The sequence below is a fragment of the Leptospira vanthielii serovar Holland str. Waz Holland = ATCC 700522 genome (assembly GCF_000332455.1).
In the GTDB taxonomy this organism is placed as follows: domain Bacteria; phylum Spirochaetota; class Leptospiria; order Leptospirales; family Leptospiraceae; genus Leptospira_A; species Leptospira_A vanthielii.
Genome location: NZ_AOGY02000027.1, coordinates 118,270 through 136,411, shown reverse-complemented (window position 1 = coordinate 136,411; position 18,142 = coordinate 118,270). Strand labels below are relative to the sequence as shown.

Sequence of the window (18,142 nt, the reverse complement as noted above, 5' to 3'; positions counted from 1 at the left end):
TCTAAATGGCAAGCTATCTTCGACTTTACTTCCAAGACTATCGATAGATCTAAACTTACCGAAGCTGACATTTTTGAAGAAATTAAAGCAGTTAGAAGAATTAAAAAAGCTTCTTAATGTTAAAAGTTCTTTTAGATACCAATATTTATATTTCTGCTATCTTATTCAATGGTAAACCTAGATTGGTTTTCCAAGATTTACTCGATGATATTTTCATTGGATATATCTCTAATGAAATTCTGGACGAATTGGAAGAAACTTTAGCTAAACCTAAGTTCAAACTACCTAATGACTTCATACAATTTACAATTGCGGAAATCAGAAGTGCTACCACAATAATTAAAAACAAGCCTCTTAAAGACTATATGAATTTGAGAGATCGATACGATTTCCATATTCTTGAAACTGCATTCTCAGCAAATGTTGATTTATTAATTACAGGTGATAAAGATCTTTTAACTCTAGAAAAAATTAAGGGACTAAAAATCATTACTCCTGATAAATACTTAAGAATTAAAGAGGATTTGAGCTAAGATTGCGACATCCGTGTCGCTCCCCGCAACTTCGCATAACAGCAACTAAACGCTTCGCTTCGGGACGAGCCCTCGCTTGGGCTGCGCCACATAGGCTTCTGGCACTCCTCTTGCTTACGCAAGCGTCGTTCCAGTCCCTAACGTCCCGTTACCGGGACTCAGGGCCAGCCTACGTCGGTTAGTCTAGTTCGTTATACGACATTCCCTAAACCCTAATTCTAAAAATGACATCAGATTTATTGAAAATAACCAAAAGAACTGCGCAATTCTATACATTTCATCTATAACTAAACTTGACATTTAGTTATATTTTATGTTAAAATCTTACTATGGATTATAAATCTAGACTTTCGTCATCCCCTGATATTTTACTTGGTAAACCAGTAATTAAAAATACAAGAATTGCAGTCGATCTAATTCTGGAAAGATTAGGTGATGGGATGTCTATTGAAGAAATAATCGAATCTTCTCCAGGAATCGAAAAAGACGATATCCTTGCTTGTATTTCTTATTCAAGCCATGTAATAAGCAGAGAAAGCTTGCTTGCAAGTTAGTATCCTCGCTGACGAAAACGTCGATTTTCGACTTATAAAACTACTCAGAAATGAAGGACACAAAGTCTTTTCTGTCTTAGAAGAAAGTAAAGGTATAACAGATTTACAAGTCATTGAACTGGCAAAGAAAATCGATGCTATCATTCTTACATTAGATAAAGATTTTGGTGAATGGGTTTTTGCCCATAAAGAATATTCAAATGGAATTATCTTTCTTCGATACAAACCGAAAGATTTTCAGCAAATTTTCAACTCACTGAATATTCTCTTAAAAAAAGACAATAACGAATTGAGTGGTAAATTCGTAGTATTGTCAAAAAACAAAATACGAATTAGAGATATTCACTTATAACCAATTGGTAGGGAACGTCGTATAACAGCGCCTTAACGCTTCGCTTCGGCACTTACGGCCTCGCTTGGCCTTCGGCACATACGGCCTCGCTTGGCCTTCGGCACATAGGCTTTTGTCACTCATCTTGCAAACGCAAGCCTTGTGCCAATCCCTAACGCCTCTGCGAGGCTCAGGGCCAGCCTACGTCGGTTAGCTAGTTCGTTATGCGAACATCGAGCCAATAATTACCAAGGAAAAAAAATAGAAAGAAGTCAAAAAATTGATTGATACAAAGTTGTTATTACTTATGTTATAACCATGGACCAATCTTCTGTAAAAAAGACTACGATTCGAGCTATTGGCAACTCCGCAGGAGCTACCATACCAAAAATTCTTTTAGAAAAATACAATTTTCATGAAGGAGATACTGTCTTTCTATTAGAAACAGAAAATGGGATCTTGCTATCTCCTTATGATCCAGAATTTGAATCATCTATGGAATTTTATAATGAGGCATCTAAAAAATATAGAAATGCTCTTAAAGAATTAGCTAAATGATTAATGAACCAAAATGGATTAATAGAAAAATTGCAGAAGCTATTCATCTAGATCAAATTAAGCAGCATGGCGGCTCTTTAGGTATCAGGGATATGGGTTTACTTGAATCTGCAATAGATCGTCCAAAAAATAAATGGTTCTATGAACCTCAATCCAGTATTTTTGAACTCACTGCTTCACTAGGAATTGGAATTGCAAAAAATCATCCGTTTATTGATGGAAACAAAAGAACCTCATTTCTCTTGATGTATGTCTTTCTAGCCAATAATGGATTTAATATTGAAACAACTGAAGAAAAAGTTGTCCAAGAGATGCACAAAGTTGCGGATGGGACTTCTGATGAAAATGATTTGGCACTTTGGCTTAAAAGTCACTCGATTCCTAGGTAAACTGCTCGACGTCGCATAACAGCGGTAAGTCTAGTTCGTTAGGCGTAATGTTTTTAAGATTGATTTCTGAAAAGAACATGAAAAATGCTTGCATACTCATGAATCAACCTTAGTGTTTAGAAATGGCAAATCTTCAAGTCAGAGACATAGATAACAGGCTTTATGAATCCTTAAAAAGAAGGGCTGAACTAGAGCATCGTTCAGTAAGTCAAGAAGTTGTCATGATTATTGAAAATCATCTCAAAAGAGATAACCTGGAAAGCGAACTACAAACTCTAGAGTTTCTTAAACTTACAAACTCTTGGCACGACAACAAAAATGCAAAAGATATAATTTCAGACATTAGATCTTCAAGATCAAGAAATAATCGATCAAGGATAACAGATGAGTTATTTGATTGATACAGATATTATAATCTATAGCCTAAAAGGAAATGAAAAAGTTCAAAACAATCTTATCGAGAAGAAAAATATTTCGAAGGCTATTTCGGTAATTACTTATGGCGAACTTATATTTGGTGCAAAGAAATCAAAAAGTAGAGAGAAAAATCTAGCTACTGTATATAGAATTGGAGAACTATTTCCGGTCATTGAATTGACGAAAGGAATTGTAGAAACCTTCGGAGAAGTAAAGGCAACGTTACAGAAAAAAGGAAATACCGTTGATGACTTCGATATCCTAATCGGTTCAACAGCTTTATTTTTAAATTATACCTTAGTCACTAATAATGAAAAACATTTCTCAATGATTCCTGATTTAAGAATTGAGAATTGGTATAAATAATTTACTTTTCTAACTAAAAACATTACGCATAACAGCAACTAACCTCTTCGGGACGGGACTCAGGGCTAGCCTACGTCGCTTAGGCTTGTACGTTAATCGATGGAATGATTGCGGACCAGATTTTGCTAATAAAGAAACAAAACCCGAAATTGATTCCTTTTGAATATCCGGTTGACCAATCTTCACGAATGATTCCTAACAGATATAAGGGGAAAAGTTATGACCTATGATATCAAAGATAAGGTAGTTCTCATTACGGGGGCAACTGGTGGAATTGGAGCCGCTTGCGCCAGGGAATTCTATCGACATGGCGCCAAACTAGTATTAACAGACATTTCCCAGAGTTCCGTGGACAAATTAGCTTCTGAGTTTTCAAAAGAAAGGGTTTTGGCAAAAGCGATGGATGTAACCGATTGGAATTCCATTAAAAAAGTAATCAAACAAACTGTTGTCACCTTTGGTAGACTTGATATCACTCTTGCCAATGCAGGAATTTCCTGGAAAAAATCCGCATACACCGTTTTTAATTGCGATGAGACTGAATTTGAAAAAATTATAGATGTGGATTTATTAGGTGTTTGGCGGACAATCAAAACATCCTTACCGGAAGTAATCAAAAACAAAGGTCAAATTGTAGTGACTTCCTCCATCTATGCATTTACCAACGGAATGTGTAATGCACCTTATGCGACATCCAAAGCAGGAATCGAAATGTTATCTCGTTCCCTCAGAGCGGAACTGGCAGCCAAAGGGGCAAGTTCCACAGTATTGTATCCCGGTTGGATCACAACCCCACTCACAGAAGGTGTTTTTGGCGGAGACAATCTAACAACAAAAATGCGAGAAATTGGATTCCCCCTTTTTTTAAGAAGAGCCATCACTCCAGAAAAAGTGGCAACGGCACTGAACAAAGGATTAAGCAAAAGAAAACCTAGAATCATTGTCCCCGCAAGGTGGATTCCTATCCAAATTCTCCGAGGTATTGTGGGAATTTTTTCGGATTGGTTTCTTGCAAACAATACTCGCATCCAGTCAATGCTTCTCGAGTTAGAAGATAGAACCAAAAAATAAGAATAAATTTGCCCTAGAGTATTTACTTTATGGAAAAAGTGATTTTAGTTCCATACCCAGCGGCAGGGATCGAGCGGAAATCCTTCGGATTGGAGGGAGAGCCCGACCCAGCCGGCTTGCCTGTTTGGTTTTAGAAACAAATTGGGGCCGCCCAAAAGGTATGAGGAGGTCAGATAGGTAACAAAAGAGACAACTCACATGGGTAACACCTACATTGTGTATCGGAGGACAATCCGATGCCTTGGAAGGAAACCAAAGTGATAGAAGAAAGAATCAAGTTCATAGCAGCTGTTAAAAGTGGTCAGTGGTGTTTTGCCGATCTTTGCCGAGACTTTAATATATCGAGAAAGACTGGCTATAAATATCTAAAGAATTATGAGTCGGAAGGTATCGACGGACTCAAAGATAAATCTAGAAAAAGAATCACTCAGTCCAATGAAACTCCTGAGAAAATCGTTCACCTAATTGTATCTTTACGTGAAGACCATCCATCTTGGGGTCCCAAAAAACTCCGTCCCATACTCAAAGCAAAGTTTCATCGCATGAAACAGATTCCAAGTGAAACTACAATTGGAAACATTCTTCGCAAAAAAGGCCTAGTCAAACCTAAGAAAAAAAGACCAAGAGTTCCACAGTCTCTATTTCCTTTTTCCAATGTAGTCGCTCCCAATGATGTATGGTGTGTTGATTTTAAAGGCCATTTTACAGTAGGAAATGGCAATCGCTGCGATCCACTAACAATTACAGATGCATATAGTCGCTACCTTCTAGCATGTGAAATCCTGAATAAAACGAATGCAGAGCAACAAAAGCGGTAATTTAGAAAGGGTTTTTAAAGAATATGGACTACCACAGGCAATCAAATCAGATAATGGATACCTTTTGCAAGTAAGGCCATTGGCGGCTTAACTAGTCTTTCTATATGGTGGTTGAAATTAGGGATCCGACCGGAACGCATTGAACGCCACGTATAACCATCTCAGAACGGTCGTCATGAGAGAATGCACAGAACACTCAAAGAAGAAACTGCATTACCTCCAAGATCTAGTTTGGATGCACAACAGACCGCCTTTGATTCATTCCGTGAAGAATTTAATAAGGTAAGACCACATGAAGCTTTGGGTTTTCCGACACCTGCAAAAGTTTATAAATCTTCGAAAAGGACATTCCCAAAAAAGATTCTAGAGGTAGCTTATCCCACACATATTGTTACCGATAAAGTCCATGAAAGTGGTTTTGCGCAGTACGGGCCCCATCGAGTGTTCTTTGGGAATCCTTTCATTGGAGAGGTAGTTGGCTTTGAAGAGATATCTGATCGGCATTGTCGTCTTTACTTTGCGGATGCAATTCTTGGAATTTTGGATTTGTATACGAGTAAAGTGTTGAAATACCAGAGGCTATTGTATAGAATTGACTAGTAAAAGTGTAACCCATGTGAGTGATCTAAAGTGTTACCGATGTGCCTTTCCATACAAAAAAAAATCGTAAGGAAGTGACATAAATTACTTTAGGAGGAAGAAAAATCGGTCGAAGGGAAATGTAGAGAGGAAGAGAAATATGTTTGAAGCAACACATTTCATGAAAACTCAAGACCTTTTGGAACGGGGCCTCAGTGCGTCCACCCAAAGGCGAAAAGTGATTACTGATAATATCGCCAATGCGGACGTTCCTAATTTTAAACGTTCGGAAGTGGTGTTCGAATCTATGCTGAAACGTGCCATCGAATCGGAAAAAATTGAAAAGGACAAAACTGTCCCTACCAAAATCACAAACGACCGCCATATTGATTTTTTTAAACCCCTAGATTATCGGGATGCCAAACCCAAAACCAATTTGGATTATCTCACAACAATGAGACCCGATGGAAACAACGTAGACATTGAAAAAGAAGTGGTCGATGCCAATCAAAACCAAATGAGTTATAGCCTTATGGTGGACCGCTTAAACCAAAACAACCGACTTCTCAACATCGTCATGAGAACCAACTAAGGAGTAAGTTATGGGTATGTTTGATTCTATTAATATTTCGGCGACTGGGCTTTCAGCCCAAAGACTCCGCATGGATGTCATTTCGAATAACATTGCAAACTCGACTACTACGAGAAATACCAATGGAGACGGCCCTTTTCGAAGGGACCGTGTCATCCTAACACCGATTAACCTCAGAACCAATTGGAAAAGTCCAGTTTATCCTTTTGGTGTGGCTCCCGGCGAAGGCAAAGGGGTAAAGGTGATGAAGATCGAAAAGGATATGAGTCCTCTCAGGCTCACTTATGACCCGACTCATCCTGATGCCATCCAAACGGGCCCGAAAAAAGGGTATGTGGAACTCCCCAATATCAACATCGTCACGGAGATGACGGATATGATCTCGGCTTCCCGTTCTTATGAGGCCAATGTCCAACTCATCAATGGATCCAAAGCCATGATGAACAAAGCGATGGAGATCGGTCGGGCGTAAAAATATAGGCCCGGCTCGGGTCTATATTCCATTTTTTTAATGCGACATAATTTTTTTCTTTAGGTTTCACCGATTTGGCCGATGATGAGAATGAGGAAACACCCATGGCCATTGATCGCATTTCCAATCTCAGTTCCCAAACCTACAAACCCCATTCCCTTCTCCCACAAGGCGACAAGGTAGGAATCTTTCGTTCCGATGAACGCCACTATGGAAAAACCAATGAAGCCAAGTCCCCTGATGAAGTAGCAGGAACCTTTGGTGATGCTTTGAAAAAAGCCTTTGAACAAGTCAATGACCAACAAGTGGAAGCAGATGAACTTACTCAAAAAATTGTTTTTGACCCAAACTCTGTAGAACTTCATGACGTGATGATTGCTGCGGAAAAAGCTAGGATTTCTCTTACATTTGCAAAAACAATGTCTGATGGATTTGTAAGAGCTTACCGCGAACTAACAACACTTAGATAAATAGTAATCCATGGGTTATGGCGTAGGGCGACCAAACACGCGCTCTACGGCCTCATACCGAATCTCAATTTTATCACTTGGGCTGACACGGACTCCTCGTTTCATCTGAATCCCATCCACCCTTTCCTCATTCACATAGACCACCCATCCCGCTGACCAGGAATTTGATTTTCCATTCACTTCCATAATTTCTTCTGTTCGGGTTGTCGAGATAAACCGCATCGAGGGATCTTCCTTTCTCGATAATTCAGCAAGTACTAGCAATAAGTCTTTTGATTCAAATAGGGAGGAAGGAATGGATTTTGTTTCTTCAAAATCCCGAGAGAGGAAATGAATTTGGATTTGAGGGTCTTTTGATTTTTTAGATTTGGATACGAGGGAACATTGGAGTATGAATCCGATTCCAACAATCCCTAGAACTAAAACAAATGCTAATCGAAAACGAATAACAATACCCACACCGAAAGACAATTGCCTTCGATGCAACGAATGTTTCCTATTATCCTTTGGGTTGCATTTTTTCGAAGGCATACACCAACCCTTGTGCATTTAAATTTACATCCAATCGTAATAGTCTCCAATCAGAATCCGTTAGAGTAATGGAATGTTTGCTTGCGAGTGTTTGGATCACGGTTTCCACTTTTGATTCCATAAAGGATAACCTATCCTCTTTGGTTACGGCCTCCAACTGAGAGATGGCTTCTTGACAAAGGGTAAGTCCTTCTTTTAGGTCCTCTGCATTCTTTTTTAAGTCTCTGATTGGACCAAAATGAGTTAAGTAGGCAACCTCAGCCCCAGTGTCTAAAATTCGATCAAGGGAACGAATGGCTTCCGCAAAATCAAAGTCAGTTGGTGTAGTCGTAGGGAAAATAAATCGTTTCCCATTTTCTAACTGAGGATACGAAATCCCAAAGGAGTCTCCCGTATAGATCCCATTTGTTTTCCTATCATAAATACAGAAGTGGTGGTTGGCATGTCCCTTGGTGTATAAAAATTGAAAGGAATGGCCTTTCCATTCCAACCACTCCCCATCTTCCATAACGCGAATTTTTTCTTTAGGAATGGGTTTGATTTCGCCATATAAAGAATCAAAGTTTTCTTTTCCATACACCGACGTGGCACTTTTAATGAGTAAACTCGGATCAATCAAATGTTTGGCGGTTTTGGGATGGGCCAGTAAAATTGCATTGGGACAGGCTTCGAGAAGTGCCCAAGCGCCTCCGGCATGATCCAAATGGACATGGGTGACAATCACATAGTCGAGGTTTGGCGGCTTAACACCATGTAATTCCATTGCTTTTAAAATCTTTGGAATGGCATGAGTTGTATTGGTTTCGACAACTACCCCTCGGCCTTCTTCTTCTAGAAGATAAGCCGAAGCCACTAGGTGGATGTTTGCATATTCGGTATCAATGGTTTGGACTGAACCCATAACCAAAGATACAATGAGAAGGATTCGGTTGTCAGCCGAAATTCCTACTTCTTTTCCAAATCAAACAGGTAATTTTAAAATTTTGTAAATCGTTTCCGTTTCTTTTCTTTTTGTTTCCTCTGACCACTTCCATTCCGATGCGGCAACATCTATAATGGCCTTCATAATTTCATCCGAAAGGATCCCCAAAGTGCCAAGACCAGTCCTTCTTAAAAAGATATCAGAAAGAGATTTTGCCATCTCATAACGAATCGCATAGACAACTTCCGCCAATATTTCCCCGTCTTGGTTTAGAACCGCACTTAAGTTTTTGGTTTTTCTTGCGAGATCCAAAATGATTTCGAATTGGAGGCCATAATGGCGAATCAAATAATCGATTGTTTTTTCGGAGAAGTCTGCATTTTGTTTCTTTGCTCCTTGGATGAATATTTCCACATTCGGTATTTGCGATGCGTATAAGTATTGTTTTGCGGAGATATTGTCCGTCGATTTTTTCGTTAGTTTCTTTTTGATCCTTTTGAAAATTGATTCTGCAAAATTTCTACTTGTTGTATACTTTCCGCCCGCCGCCGTAATGAGGCCTTGGACTCCGTCCCTTGCGTGGTCATACAATTCCGACCTTCTGGATGCAGAATAAGTATCATCAGAGCTTTCAATTAAAGGACGAAGGCCACCATAAGCAAAAATCACGTCATCAATCGATAACTTTTCTTTTACATGCGAAGTTTCGTTGATGTAGTCAATAAATTCCAAAATACTTTCACGAGTGAGTTTCCAATCTTCCACCTTACCAAAATAAGACTTTTCTGTTGGGCCAATCATCGAATGCCCTCTCCAAGGAGCAAAACTGAAATGGCCTTTGTCTCCTACATAGAGAGTCATTAAGTTTGTTAATTTCTTTGTAATGATATAAATCCCTTCTGACCTTTTTTTAGGAAGAGGTTGTTCGGTTTTAGGAGATTTAGAAAGTATGTTATGAGTCCAGGGTCCTGACGCATTGATTGTTACCTTAGAACGAATTTCGGATTCTGCATTGGAAAGGGAATCGCGAACTCGAATTCCCACAACGGTATTCTCTTTCCAAATTAGATCCTCAACAACGGTATAGTTCGAAACCTTGGCTCCGTAAGCTACTGCCGATTTTAAAAAACTAAGAGTTAATCTTTCGGGACTCAAACAAATCGCATCATAAAAATAGGCAGCATCTTCAAAGTCCCCCAAATTCCTTTCTAAAAGTTCCTTTCGTTTGAGGTATTTATGATTCGGAATTTGTTTAGATTCATCCCAAGTCCATCGGCTATCAAAAGATAAAAGGTCATAAACAAAAAGTCCAATCCTTGCGATGAGTCCAGGTTTCGGAAGCACCATAGGATAAGGATAAACTAAGTTAGGCGCAATATTAGAAAGGATTCTACGTTCTTTTAATGCTTCTCTAACTAAACCAATTTCAAATTGTTTAAGATAACGAAGGCCACCATGAATGAGTTTTCCTGTGGCAGCGGATGTAGCGCCACCAAAATCTTTTTTTTCCACAAGAGCCACAGAATAACCACGACTGGCGCATTCATAAGCCAAAGTGGCACCCGTGATTCCACCACCTACAATGGCAACATCGAACTCTTCCCCGTCATAAGATTCTATAAAACGATCCAGTTTTAAATTCATACCTTACCTCCGAGAGCAACCAAACGGCTGAGTTGTGATTTCAAACTTTCTCTTTCGCTTTCGATATTCCAAAGCCCCAAACGAAGGATGAGAGAAGGCAATCTCCAAGCCGCAATTTCAGCATCTGTAATCCCACTTAAGGTTTTATAGGCTTTCAAATAACCTTTTAGAATGAACTTTCGGATGAAGGTATAAAAAATGATTTTTAGTTTAGGAGTTCCTGGCCAAAGTTCTGCATCGGTAAAAAGTAAAAATGTAAAAGCAACATCAGCCGCAGGATTTCCTTTTGCCGCAGTCATCCAATCGATAATGATCTCATCTTTGCCTTGTACGATTACATTTTCAGGATGGAAGTCCAAATGGAGGATGGAATTTCCATTCGGTAATCCGCTAATGTAAGATTTTGCTTTTTCTTTTTCTTCCGAGCTCAAAAAGGAAAGAGGTTCTGAGGACAAACAAGAATTTAAGATTACTTTTATATCTTTGTATCTATCCGATTGGATTTGGTGGATCCCGTAGTGCAAACGAGCGAGTGTTCCCGCAATACGAAATAGTTCCAATGGATTTTTATCAGGAAGTTTTGTCAGAGAAATTCCAGTGATTCGATCAAAGATAATTCCATATCGATTTTCTACTTTTGCTTTCCCGTAACATTGCATCTTCGAAGCACCCTTTCGATTTGCTTCTACAGAGTTTTCAACCTCTAAATCAATTTCTGATTCCTTTGCATCAGGAAAAAAAAGTTTTAGTATTTTATTCTCTGGTAAAAGATATAAATCAGCTGACCTTCCGATCGCGAAAGGTTTTCCTAAACTCTCTTTGGTAAATTGAATGTTTTTTTTATCCATACTATGTTCCTGATTTTATGTATTTAAAATTGCAAAATTGTTTTGATTGGTCTTATAGAGATTTTTAAAGACCTTGAAATTTTTATCATATATTTTTTTATGATTTGGATTTGGGATCCACTTGTCTTGGATAGGAATCATGGATTTGATATCTTCAAATTTTGGAATCATTCCAAGTCCGTAAGCAACAATCGCTGCTGCACCCATCGCGCCAACGTTTTCTGGATGAACTACCCTTTCAATGGTTTTTCCTGTTATATCAGCTAACAACTGACAGATAAACCCAGATCGGGCCACCCCTCCGACAAAACGAATGGTATCAGATGTGAGGATTTTCTCATTCGATAGTTCCAAAATCCAACGTTTGTGAAAGAGGATTCCTTCCACAACGGAACGAATGAGAACTCTTTTTCCCGTATGCAAACTGATGTTAAAAAACATCCCTCTGGCTTTTGGGTCTTCGAAAGGACAACGGTTTCCATGTAACCATGGAGTAAAAATCACACCGTGTGAACCAGGCTCTGTATCTTTAATCGAATCAAACATAAACTCAAATAAACTTTCATAAATGGCATCTGGGCCATCCGTAATTTTCTTTTTTTCTAAATACAGATCAATTTCATCTAAGGCCAAGTGGTCTTTGACCCACTGTAAACATTTGCCGGAAGTTTCTTGTTCCCCAAAATAATTATAATATCCTTCTCTGGCACCTACAATGGAAGCTATCCTTGCCCCAATATCCACAGTTCTCTTTTTGGTAACAGTGGAGATCCATCCAGAAGTTCCTGCATAAATATGAGTATCACCTTCTTTTACGGCACCAGCACCCACACCAATCAGAGAGGCATCACCACCACCACCAAACACGGATATGTTTTCTTTCAATCCTAAAAACTCTGCGGCTTCCTTTGTCAAACCACCAACCCTATCTGAAGAATTGACAATCTTTGGTAAATGATCCAACCGAACACCGAATAACTTACATAAGATGGGACTCCAATTTCCTTTTCCCACTCGCGAGTTATATAAAAAAGTAGCGAAGGCGGAATCCCTTGTCATCACTGCTTCTTTTGTACAACGAGCGATAAGGAATTCTTTTACATCCAACCACCACTTCACTTTAGAAAATACTTCCGGTTCATTTTTTTCGACCCATTTGTATTTCCAAATTGGATCTTTAACACTGGCGGCGACGGCACCTGTGATCCAAAGAGATAACAAAAGTTTTACGGCGTTAATCCCTTCAATTTTAATTCCATGAACAATCCCTTCTTTCATTTCCCTAGTGGCTCTTTGGTCCATATAACTCATAGCAGGACGAACCACTTGGAACTGGGAATCCACAAGCACAAGCCCTTGCATCTGCGAACAAAAGGAAATTCCTTGGATAGAATCTGAATTGGTTTTGGACTCATCAAGAACCTGGGTCGTTGTTTTCTTTAAGGCCAACCACCAGTCCTCGGGGTTTTGTTCAGCTCCCCCATTTTCTAAAAGTTGGATGGAGTATTCCAAACTGGCCGATTGGACAAGCTCCAATGCCTGTGACATCCGAAAGAGGCAAGTTTTGACTCCGGTAGTGCCAATATCATAAGTCAGTATGTATCCAGATTCCATTTATACTCCGTCAGCCCGCTTGTTCACACACTCACATATTTGCCCTACGATTGCTAAACCACCGGACGGGTTTTTTTTCATTTTTCTCTTGGGAGCAGAAAAAAGTGAGTGATGACTCACAAAGATTTAGAATCATCGGCTCGGATGGCAAATCATTTTCCTTCGGGATCTCCCCTCTTGGGAATTTATTCCGAACGATTGGTTTCCATACCAATCCATAGTTTGCTAAAAAGGGAACAGAAATGAGCCAAAACCCAATTAAACTCTATTCTTACCGCTGGGTCGTATTGTTCGCCTACATCGTCATCACCGCAACAATCTGTTTGCAATGGTTGACCTATGCACCGATTGCCAGGGACGCCAAAGAGTTTTATCAGGTAAACCCCATCCAAATTGATTTACTCTCTCTAGTATTTCTTGGAGTTTTTGTAATCATAGCCATTCCTGCATCTTACGTGATCGATACCTTTGGAATCAAAAAAGGAGTGGGATTTGGCGCCATATTAACAGGTGTTTGTGGGTTACTCAAAGGAATTTATGCTGCCGATTATACCATTGTTTTATTTTGCCAAATTGGACTCGCTGTAGCCCAACCTTTTCTTCTCAATGCGGTGACTAAAATCAGTGTTTTGTGGTTTCCTATCCAAGAAAGAGCGACCGCTGTAGCACTCGGAACCCTCGCTCAATTTTTAGGAATCATTCTTGTGATGATCCTTACACCCATCTTACTCCAAAGAGGAAACACAATTCCAGATGTGATGATGATGTATGGAGTCGGCTCAGTGGTCTCGGCGATTCTTTTTCTTCTTCTCATCAAAGAAAAACCACCGACCTCTCCGAGTACACACGGCGAAGACCACGAACTCCCTTTTTTTGGAAGGCCTACGTTTTTTATGGAAGGGGAAGGATATGCGAAAGATCCTATTTTTATTTCTGATTGGTCTTGGTGTTTTTAATGCAGTAAGTACTTGTATTGATCAAATCTGTGAAATCAAAGGACTCAACATCGACGAATCAGGGTTAGTTGGAGGAGTGATGTTAATCGCAGGAATCATTGGCGGGATCATCGTCCCTCCGATCTCGGATAAATTGCAAAAACGAAAACTATTTCTCATCATTGCCATGGCTGGATTTTTAGTTGGCCTTAGTTTATTTGTCTTATTCCAAGGATTTATATTTTTACTGATTGGTTCGATTGTGATAGGATTTTTTCTTTTGGGAATTGGGGCACCGATTGGATTTCAATACTGTGCAGAGATTACCTCTCCCGCACCAGAATCCACTTCCCAAGGACTCCTCCTACTTGTAGGGCAAGTCTCAGGAATTATCTTTATCTTAGGACTTAACTTTTTTGGGATGGTATCTTTTTTATACATCCTCCTATTTCTATCGATTGTGAATTTTATTATGGTATTTTCGCTAAAAGAATCTCCGTTTATGGAGTCTTAGGCGATGAAGATAGAAGAAAATGACTAGCGGGTCTAAAATCAGTAAAGAAGTCCAAAAAACATTCAATACAAACGGTGCAAAAGTATATCCGAAAAAACCTAACTTCACCATATTCATCCCATGGGAAATGGTTCCAATACTAAATCCAGTCAGATAGATTGTTAAGATTAATAGATTTTTTTTGTTCCAATGATTGTTTAACATGTTTTAGCGATAATTCCGGCATGCCGACTAACCAAACGAGTTTTAGGAAAAAGCGAAGTAGCCGTTGTTATCTGAAGTTATTCTCATGTATCAAATATTTTTCTACTTCAAAAAAATCTCTAACAAATGTGATTTTTTCTTTCTGGAAATAACGAATATGTCTATTGTCATGCGCAATACCCAGAAAATGAAATCCAAATTGGCTAGAGGATTCGTAATCCGCAGGAGAATCACCGATATAGACTATTTCATTCTTATTTATATTATCATTTTTCAATAATTCAAAAATTGGTTCAAAAACCTCTGGATTTGGTTTATGGACACTTGTGTGGTCGGAAGTTTGAATTTTTAGAAATAAATTTGTGTTAATTTCAATTTCATTCAGTTCACGAATGACAACCTTTTCACTTGATGAAGTTACAATTCCAAACTGGAAGGAGTCTTGATATTTTCTGATAAAGTCAAAAGCATGTAAATGAGGAACATTCAAATCCTTTTTTGAAAATTCTATATAGACACTCCAAAGGTAATGTATGTCCGATGAAAATCGACCAAAGAGTTTGAGTAAAAAATCTTCAGCAGGAAGTCCCCAGGCCTCATCAATTTCTTTTTCGGTGATATTGGCGTTAAATATTTCTTTCGTTAGTTTATAGATCGTGTTGTAACGAGCTTTTCTTGTTTGGACCAAAGTGTCATCGTAATCGAAAATAATAGCCTTTATCATATCATCAATGTTATGGCATTAGTAAATTACAAATCCCAACTTGTAATAAAATAAAACCGATCTCCCCACTCAAACGTCGCCATATTTCAAAACCACCTACCCACCGAGTGCCCGGCGAATTACTTTCATGACTCCAGCCACAACCTCTTCATCCCTTTCAAACACATCATTCCCTAAATAGATCTTCATTCGTTCTTTGTAATATACCGTAGAATAAGAGAATTGTAAGGTCATAAAGATACTATCGAGTAAAAACGCAGACAAGTTACTATCCACTTCCGAGGAAATATTTCCTTCTTTTTTGGCTAGGTTTATCATTTCAATATAACATTTTGCAGATAACGATTCTAGTTCCCCAGACAAACGAGTGATAAGTTCATAATTACTTTCTGTAGTCATTTCATTGTAGAGGCGGATGATGTCTTGGTTGATACGCGAGTGGGTTTGGATGATGCGGATGATCTTTTCAATTTTTCCAAAAAAGTCTAAGTCCATGGAAAGAACCGACTCCAAGGTTTTTTCTAGCTGCGTGATTCCGTGATCCACTACGGTGAGAAAAAAATCTTCTTTGGTTTCAAAGTATTTATAGAGAGAGCCAACACTGATCCCCGCTTTTTGTGCGATGGTGTTGGTATTGGCGCTCGTAAATCCACGATTGGCAAATTCGGAAATGGCTATGGTCAAAATCCGGTTCCTTTTTTCTTCAGAAATCCGTTCAAAACTATCATTAAAATGCTTCGTTACCATACTCTTACCCTGTCCAATAAACGAAAAAGGCTGGATTTCTCCAGGAAATTTATGTGAATTTCCAAAGAATCCGACTTTCTCACACTATTTTATGAATTCCTTCTTGACAATGAGTGATGACTCACTCATTGTCAAGAAAAAAGAACGGAAGAGGAAAGATTATATGGCCCAAGGCTTTTCCATGAACGAATACCCCAATGTAGACCAAATCTACAAAGACTTAAGGAAATTAATTTCCCTTCCTATACGCTCCATTCGCAAAGAAGAAATGGATGGCATCCTTCAGAATTACTTTGAAAAAAAATGCAGTAAGTCCAAAGCCATGATCACAAAGGCTTCAGAATACATTCCCGGTGGTGTACAACACAATCTTTCTTTTAACCATCCCTTCCCTTTGGTTTTTACAAAAGCAGCCGGAGCCTATTTATATGATTTGGATGGAAACAAATACATCGACTTTTTACAAGCCGGTGGGCCAACGGTTCTCGGTAGCAACCCACCCAGTGTTCGTAAAAAAGTCATTGAACTTCTAGAAACAACGGGACCGGTTACGGGACTCTTTCATGAATACGAATATAAGTTAGCCGAGAAAATTGTAGAGTTAGTTCCTTCCGTAGAAATGTTTCGGATGTTAGGTTCGGGAACCGAAGCTTGTATGGCATCCATACGAGTGGCAAGGCTTGCAACAAAGAAAAAAAACATCGTGAAGATGGGTGGGGCATATCACGGATGGAGTGACCAATTGGCGTATGGACTTCGCATCCCAGGAACAAGACATTTTGAAGCCAATGGAGTTCCAAAATCCATTTTCAAATACACTCAAGAATTTTATCCGAACGATTTGAACTCTCTGGAATCCGTACTCAAACGCAATCGTTTTTGCGGTGGCACTGCGGCTGTTCTGATTGAACCCGTAGGTCCAGAAAGTGGAACAAGGCCTCTTGACTTCGACTTCAACAAAGGAGTTAGAGAACTTTGTAACAAATATGGGGCACTCCTTATCTTTGATGAAGTAGTGACTGCTTTCCGGATTGGTCTTAGCGGTGCACAAGGGTACTTTGGTGTAGATCCTGACCTAACAATTTTTGGAAAAGTCGTTGCGGGTGGATATCCATCGGCGGGTGGACTTGGTGGTAAAAAAGAATACATGAAATATGTTTCTGCCGGACTCCAAACGGGCACCAAAAAGGCGTTAATCGGTGGAACGATGGCCGCAAACCCACTTAGCTCCGCTGCGGGTTACTTTACACTTTGTGAAATGGAAAAAACAGGAGCCCTCGAAAAATCAGGAAGGGCGGGAGACCGTTTAACCAAAGGTTTGCAAAAACTAATCAAAAAATATGATCTTCCTTTTGTTGCTTTCAACCAAGGATCCATTTGCCACTTAGAGACAGTCGGTACTATGTTACTCGATATCAATATCAAAAAATTCTGGACCATCAAAAAAACCATTGCCGAGGCTCACAAAAGAAAACATGCGATGGAAGAAATGGGAGCCGCTTATATGTCAGAAGGTCTCGTGACACTTGCGGGAAGTCGGCTTTACACAAGTGCGTCAGATACAGATGAAGTGATTGATGATGCTCTTAAAAGATTTGATCGTGTGTTCCAAAAAGTGGAAGGTGTGGCTTAAAAAGAAGTAAGCAGAAGTAGATAAACACAATCAAGGAAATGGAACTAGTCGACTAACATTTCCTTGATGACTTTTTTGATTTTTTGAATGGTTTTCGGATCAGACGAACCCAGTTTTTGAATCAATCTTGTTTTATCAACAGTTCGAATCTGATCCAAAACGATGGCGCCTTTTTTCCCTTGAAATGTTAAGTCCACTCTTGTTGGGTAACTCCTAGACCGAGTGGTCATAGGTGCTACCATCACAGTACCGATGAACTGATTCATTTCGTTCGGAGAAATGACAATACAGGGTCTAGATTTTTTAATCTCAAAACCAATCGTTGGATCTAAATTGATTAGGTAGATTTCATATTGATTGATTACCATTCCCAATCCTTTGAATCCAAATCAACGGAATCTGGGATGAGTAACTGATCCTCTTTTCTTTCCGCCATCGCTTTGAATTGGTCTTCCCAACCCACACGCGGTTTGTTTTTATAAGGAGTGATGATGATTTTATTGTCCTCTATCACTAGATCAACTTCATCTTCAATCTGACATTCAGCCAAAACAGTTTTAGGAATTCGGATTCCTTTTGAATTTCCGATTTGTACTACGGCAGTCTTCATTGTAATTACAATGTAATCACATAAAAAGACAAGTCAATGCCAATTCCGAGCCAAAACCCCTCCAAT

General features: G+C 39.2%; 21 protein-coding genes and 2 pseudogenes. 14 read left to right on the top strand and 9 right to left on the bottom strand.

Going from position 1 to position 18,142, the window contains the following annotated elements; genetic code table 11:
* Nucleotides 1-116 precede the first annotated feature (116 nt).
* The 12 genes and pseudogenes from LEP1GSC199_RS06165 (at nt 117) to fliE (ending at nt 7,150) form a co-directional block, all read left to right on the top strand.
* Nucleotides 117-533: a putative toxin-antitoxin system toxin component, PIN family gene (locus LEP1GSC199_RS06165; RefSeq protein ID WP_002978953.1), complete on the top strand. Its 417-nt coding sequence runs from the start codon at nt 117-119 to the stop codon at nt 531-533.
* Nucleotides 534-862: 329 nt separating this feature from the next.
* The gene (locus tag LEP1GSC199_RS06160; RefSeq protein WP_002978829.1) at nt 863-1,087 is read left to right on the top strand and encodes a DUF433 domain-containing protein; all 225 of its coding nucleotides are present in this window, start codon (nt 863-865) and stop codon (nt 1,085-1,087) included.
* Complete coding sequence (locus LEP1GSC199_RS06155; RefSeq protein ID WP_002979010.1) at nt 1,077-1,439, top strand: DUF5615 family PIN-like protein; 363 nt, start codon at nt 1,077-1,079, stop codon at nt 1,437-1,439. Before LEP1GSC199_RS06160 ends, LEP1GSC199_RS06155 begins: the two co-directional genes overlap by 11 nt.
* Nucleotides 1,440-1,736: 297 nt before the next feature.
* A complete protein-coding gene (locus tag LEP1GSC199_RS06150) occupies nt 1,737-1,976 on the top strand; it encodes an AbrB/MazE/SpoVT family DNA-binding domain-containing protein (protein ID WP_002978960.1) in 240 nt (79 codons plus the stop codon).
* Complete coding sequence (locus LEP1GSC199_RS06145; RefSeq protein ID WP_039926206.1) at nt 1,973-2,365, top strand: type II toxin-antitoxin system death-on-curing family toxin; 393 nt, start codon at nt 1,973-1,975, stop codon at nt 2,363-2,365. The genes LEP1GSC199_RS06150 and LEP1GSC199_RS06145 overlap by 4 nt, the downstream gene beginning before the upstream one ends.
* 122 nt (nt 2,366-2,487) lie before the next feature.
* A complete protein-coding gene (locus LEP1GSC199_RS06140) occupies nt 2,488-2,766 on the top strand; it encodes a FitA-like ribbon-helix-helix domain-containing protein (RefSeq protein ID WP_039926205.1) in 279 nt (92 codons plus the stop codon).
* On the top strand, nt 2,750-3,148 hold the full coding sequence (locus tag LEP1GSC199_RS06135; protein WP_002978835.1) for a type II toxin-antitoxin system VapC family toxin: 399 nt from the start codon (nt 2,750-2,752) through the stop codon (nt 3,146-3,148). The genes LEP1GSC199_RS06140 and LEP1GSC199_RS06135 overlap by 17 nt, the downstream gene beginning before the upstream one ends.
* 219 nt (nt 3,149-3,367) lie before the next feature.
* A complete protein-coding gene (locus LEP1GSC199_RS06130; RefSeq protein WP_002978978.1) occupies nt 3,368-4,219 on the top strand; it encodes an SDR family NAD(P)-dependent oxidoreductase in 852 nt (283 codons plus the stop codon).
* A gap of 236 nt (nt 4,220-4,455) precedes the next feature.
* A pseudogene (locus LEP1GSC199_RS22270) lies at nt 4,456-5,637 on the top strand (DDE-type integrase/transposase/recombinase).
* Between the two features lie 139 nt (nt 5,638-5,776).
* Nucleotides 5,777-6,208 (top strand): flagellar basal body rod protein FlgB, encoded by a 432-nt coding sequence (gene flgB / locus LEP1GSC199_RS06115; protein ID WP_002978811.1) that lies wholly within the window; start codon nt 5,777-5,779, stop codon nt 6,206-6,208.
* Nucleotides 6,209-6,218: 10 nt separating this feature from the next.
* A complete protein-coding gene (flgC, locus tag LEP1GSC199_RS06110; protein ID WP_002975027.1) occupies nt 6,219-6,680 on the top strand; it encodes a flagellar basal body rod protein FlgC in 462 nt (153 codons plus the stop codon).
* Nucleotides 6,681-6,784: 104 nt separating this feature from the next.
* Entirely contained in the window at nt 6,785-7,150 is a 366-nt protein-coding gene (fliE, locus tag LEP1GSC199_RS06105; RefSeq protein ID WP_002978844.1) for a flagellar hook-basal body complex protein FliE, read from the top strand.
* Between the two features lie 15 nt (nt 7,151-7,165).
* On the opposite strand, the gene LEP1GSC199_RS06100 is transcribed toward fliE, so the two are convergent.
* From LEP1GSC199_RS06100 to LEP1GSC199_RS06080, 5 genes are read right to left on the bottom strand one after another with little or no spacing between them, the layout of a single operon-like run.
* A complete protein-coding gene (locus LEP1GSC199_RS06100; protein WP_002979036.1) occupies nt 7,166-7,636 on the bottom strand; it encodes a hypothetical protein in 471 nt (156 codons plus the stop codon).
* Nucleotides 7,637-7,649: 13 nt separating this feature from the next.
* On the bottom strand, nt 7,650-8,582 hold the full coding sequence (locus tag LEP1GSC199_RS06095) for an MBL fold metallo-hydrolase (RefSeq protein WP_002978899.1): 933 nt from the start codon (nt 8,580-8,582) through the stop codon (nt 7,650-7,652).
* Between the two features lie 60 nt (nt 8,583-8,642).
* Entirely contained in the window at nt 8,643-10,247 is a 1,605-nt protein-coding gene (locus LEP1GSC199_RS06090) for a glycerol-3-phosphate dehydrogenase/oxidase (protein ID WP_002978839.1), read from the bottom strand.
* A complete protein-coding gene (locus tag LEP1GSC199_RS06085) occupies nt 10,244-11,095 on the bottom strand; it encodes an aminoglycoside phosphotransferase family protein (RefSeq protein ID WP_002978969.1) in 852 nt (283 codons plus the stop codon). Before LEP1GSC199_RS06085 ends, LEP1GSC199_RS06090 begins: the two co-directional genes overlap by 4 nt.
* Nucleotides 11,096-11,110: 15 nt before the next feature.
* Entirely contained in the window at nt 11,111-12,709 is a 1,599-nt protein-coding gene (locus tag LEP1GSC199_RS06080) for a xylulokinase (protein WP_002979025.1), read from the bottom strand.
* 242 nt (nt 12,710-12,951) lie between these two features.
* On the opposite strand from LEP1GSC199_RS06080, the pseudogene LEP1GSC199_RS22180 reads away from it, so the two are divergent.
* Nucleotides 12,952-14,158: pseudogene (locus tag LEP1GSC199_RS22180) on the top strand (MFS transporter).
* 271 nt (nt 14,159-14,429) lie between these two features.
* On the opposite strand, the gene LEP1GSC199_RS06065 reads toward LEP1GSC199_RS22180, so the two are convergent.
* Nucleotides 14,430-15,086, bottom strand: coding sequence for an HAD-IA family hydrolase (locus tag LEP1GSC199_RS06065; RefSeq protein ID WP_039926204.1), 657 nt, complete (start codon nt 15,084-15,086; stop codon nt 14,430-14,432).
* A 96-nt stretch (nt 15,087-15,182) separates the two neighbouring features.
* Nucleotides 15,183-15,833 carry a TetR/AcrR family transcriptional regulator gene (locus LEP1GSC199_RS06060; RefSeq protein ID WP_002978812.1) on the bottom strand — a complete coding sequence of 217 codons (651 nt, stop codon included), beginning with the start codon at nt 15,831-15,833 and terminating at the stop codon, nt 15,183-15,185.
* A 163-nt stretch (nt 15,834-15,996) separates the two neighbouring features.
* Here LEP1GSC199_RS06060 and LEP1GSC199_RS06055 point away from each other — a divergent pair, with 163 nt between their 5' ends.
* Nucleotides 15,997-17,466, top strand: coding sequence for an aspartate aminotransferase family protein (locus LEP1GSC199_RS06055; RefSeq protein ID WP_002979020.1), 1,470 nt, complete (start codon nt 15,997-15,999; stop codon nt 17,464-17,466).
* A gap of 44 nt (nt 17,467-17,510) precedes the next feature.
* Here the strand turns inward: LEP1GSC199_RS06055 and LEP1GSC199_RS06050 are convergent, their stop codons facing one another.
* Nucleotides 17,511-17,834, bottom strand: a complete 324-nt coding sequence (locus LEP1GSC199_RS06050; protein ID WP_002978814.1) for a type II toxin-antitoxin system PemK/MazF family toxin — start codon at nt 17,832-17,834, stop codon at nt 17,511-17,513.
* Nucleotides 17,828-18,076 carry an AbrB/MazE/SpoVT family DNA-binding domain-containing protein gene (locus tag LEP1GSC199_RS06045; RefSeq protein WP_002978928.1) on the bottom strand — a complete coding sequence of 83 codons (249 nt, stop codon included), beginning with the start codon at nt 18,074-18,076 and terminating at the stop codon, nt 17,828-17,830. The genes LEP1GSC199_RS06050 and LEP1GSC199_RS06045 overlap by 7 nt, the downstream gene beginning before the upstream one ends.
* Nucleotides 18,077-18,142: the final 66 nt, after the last annotated feature.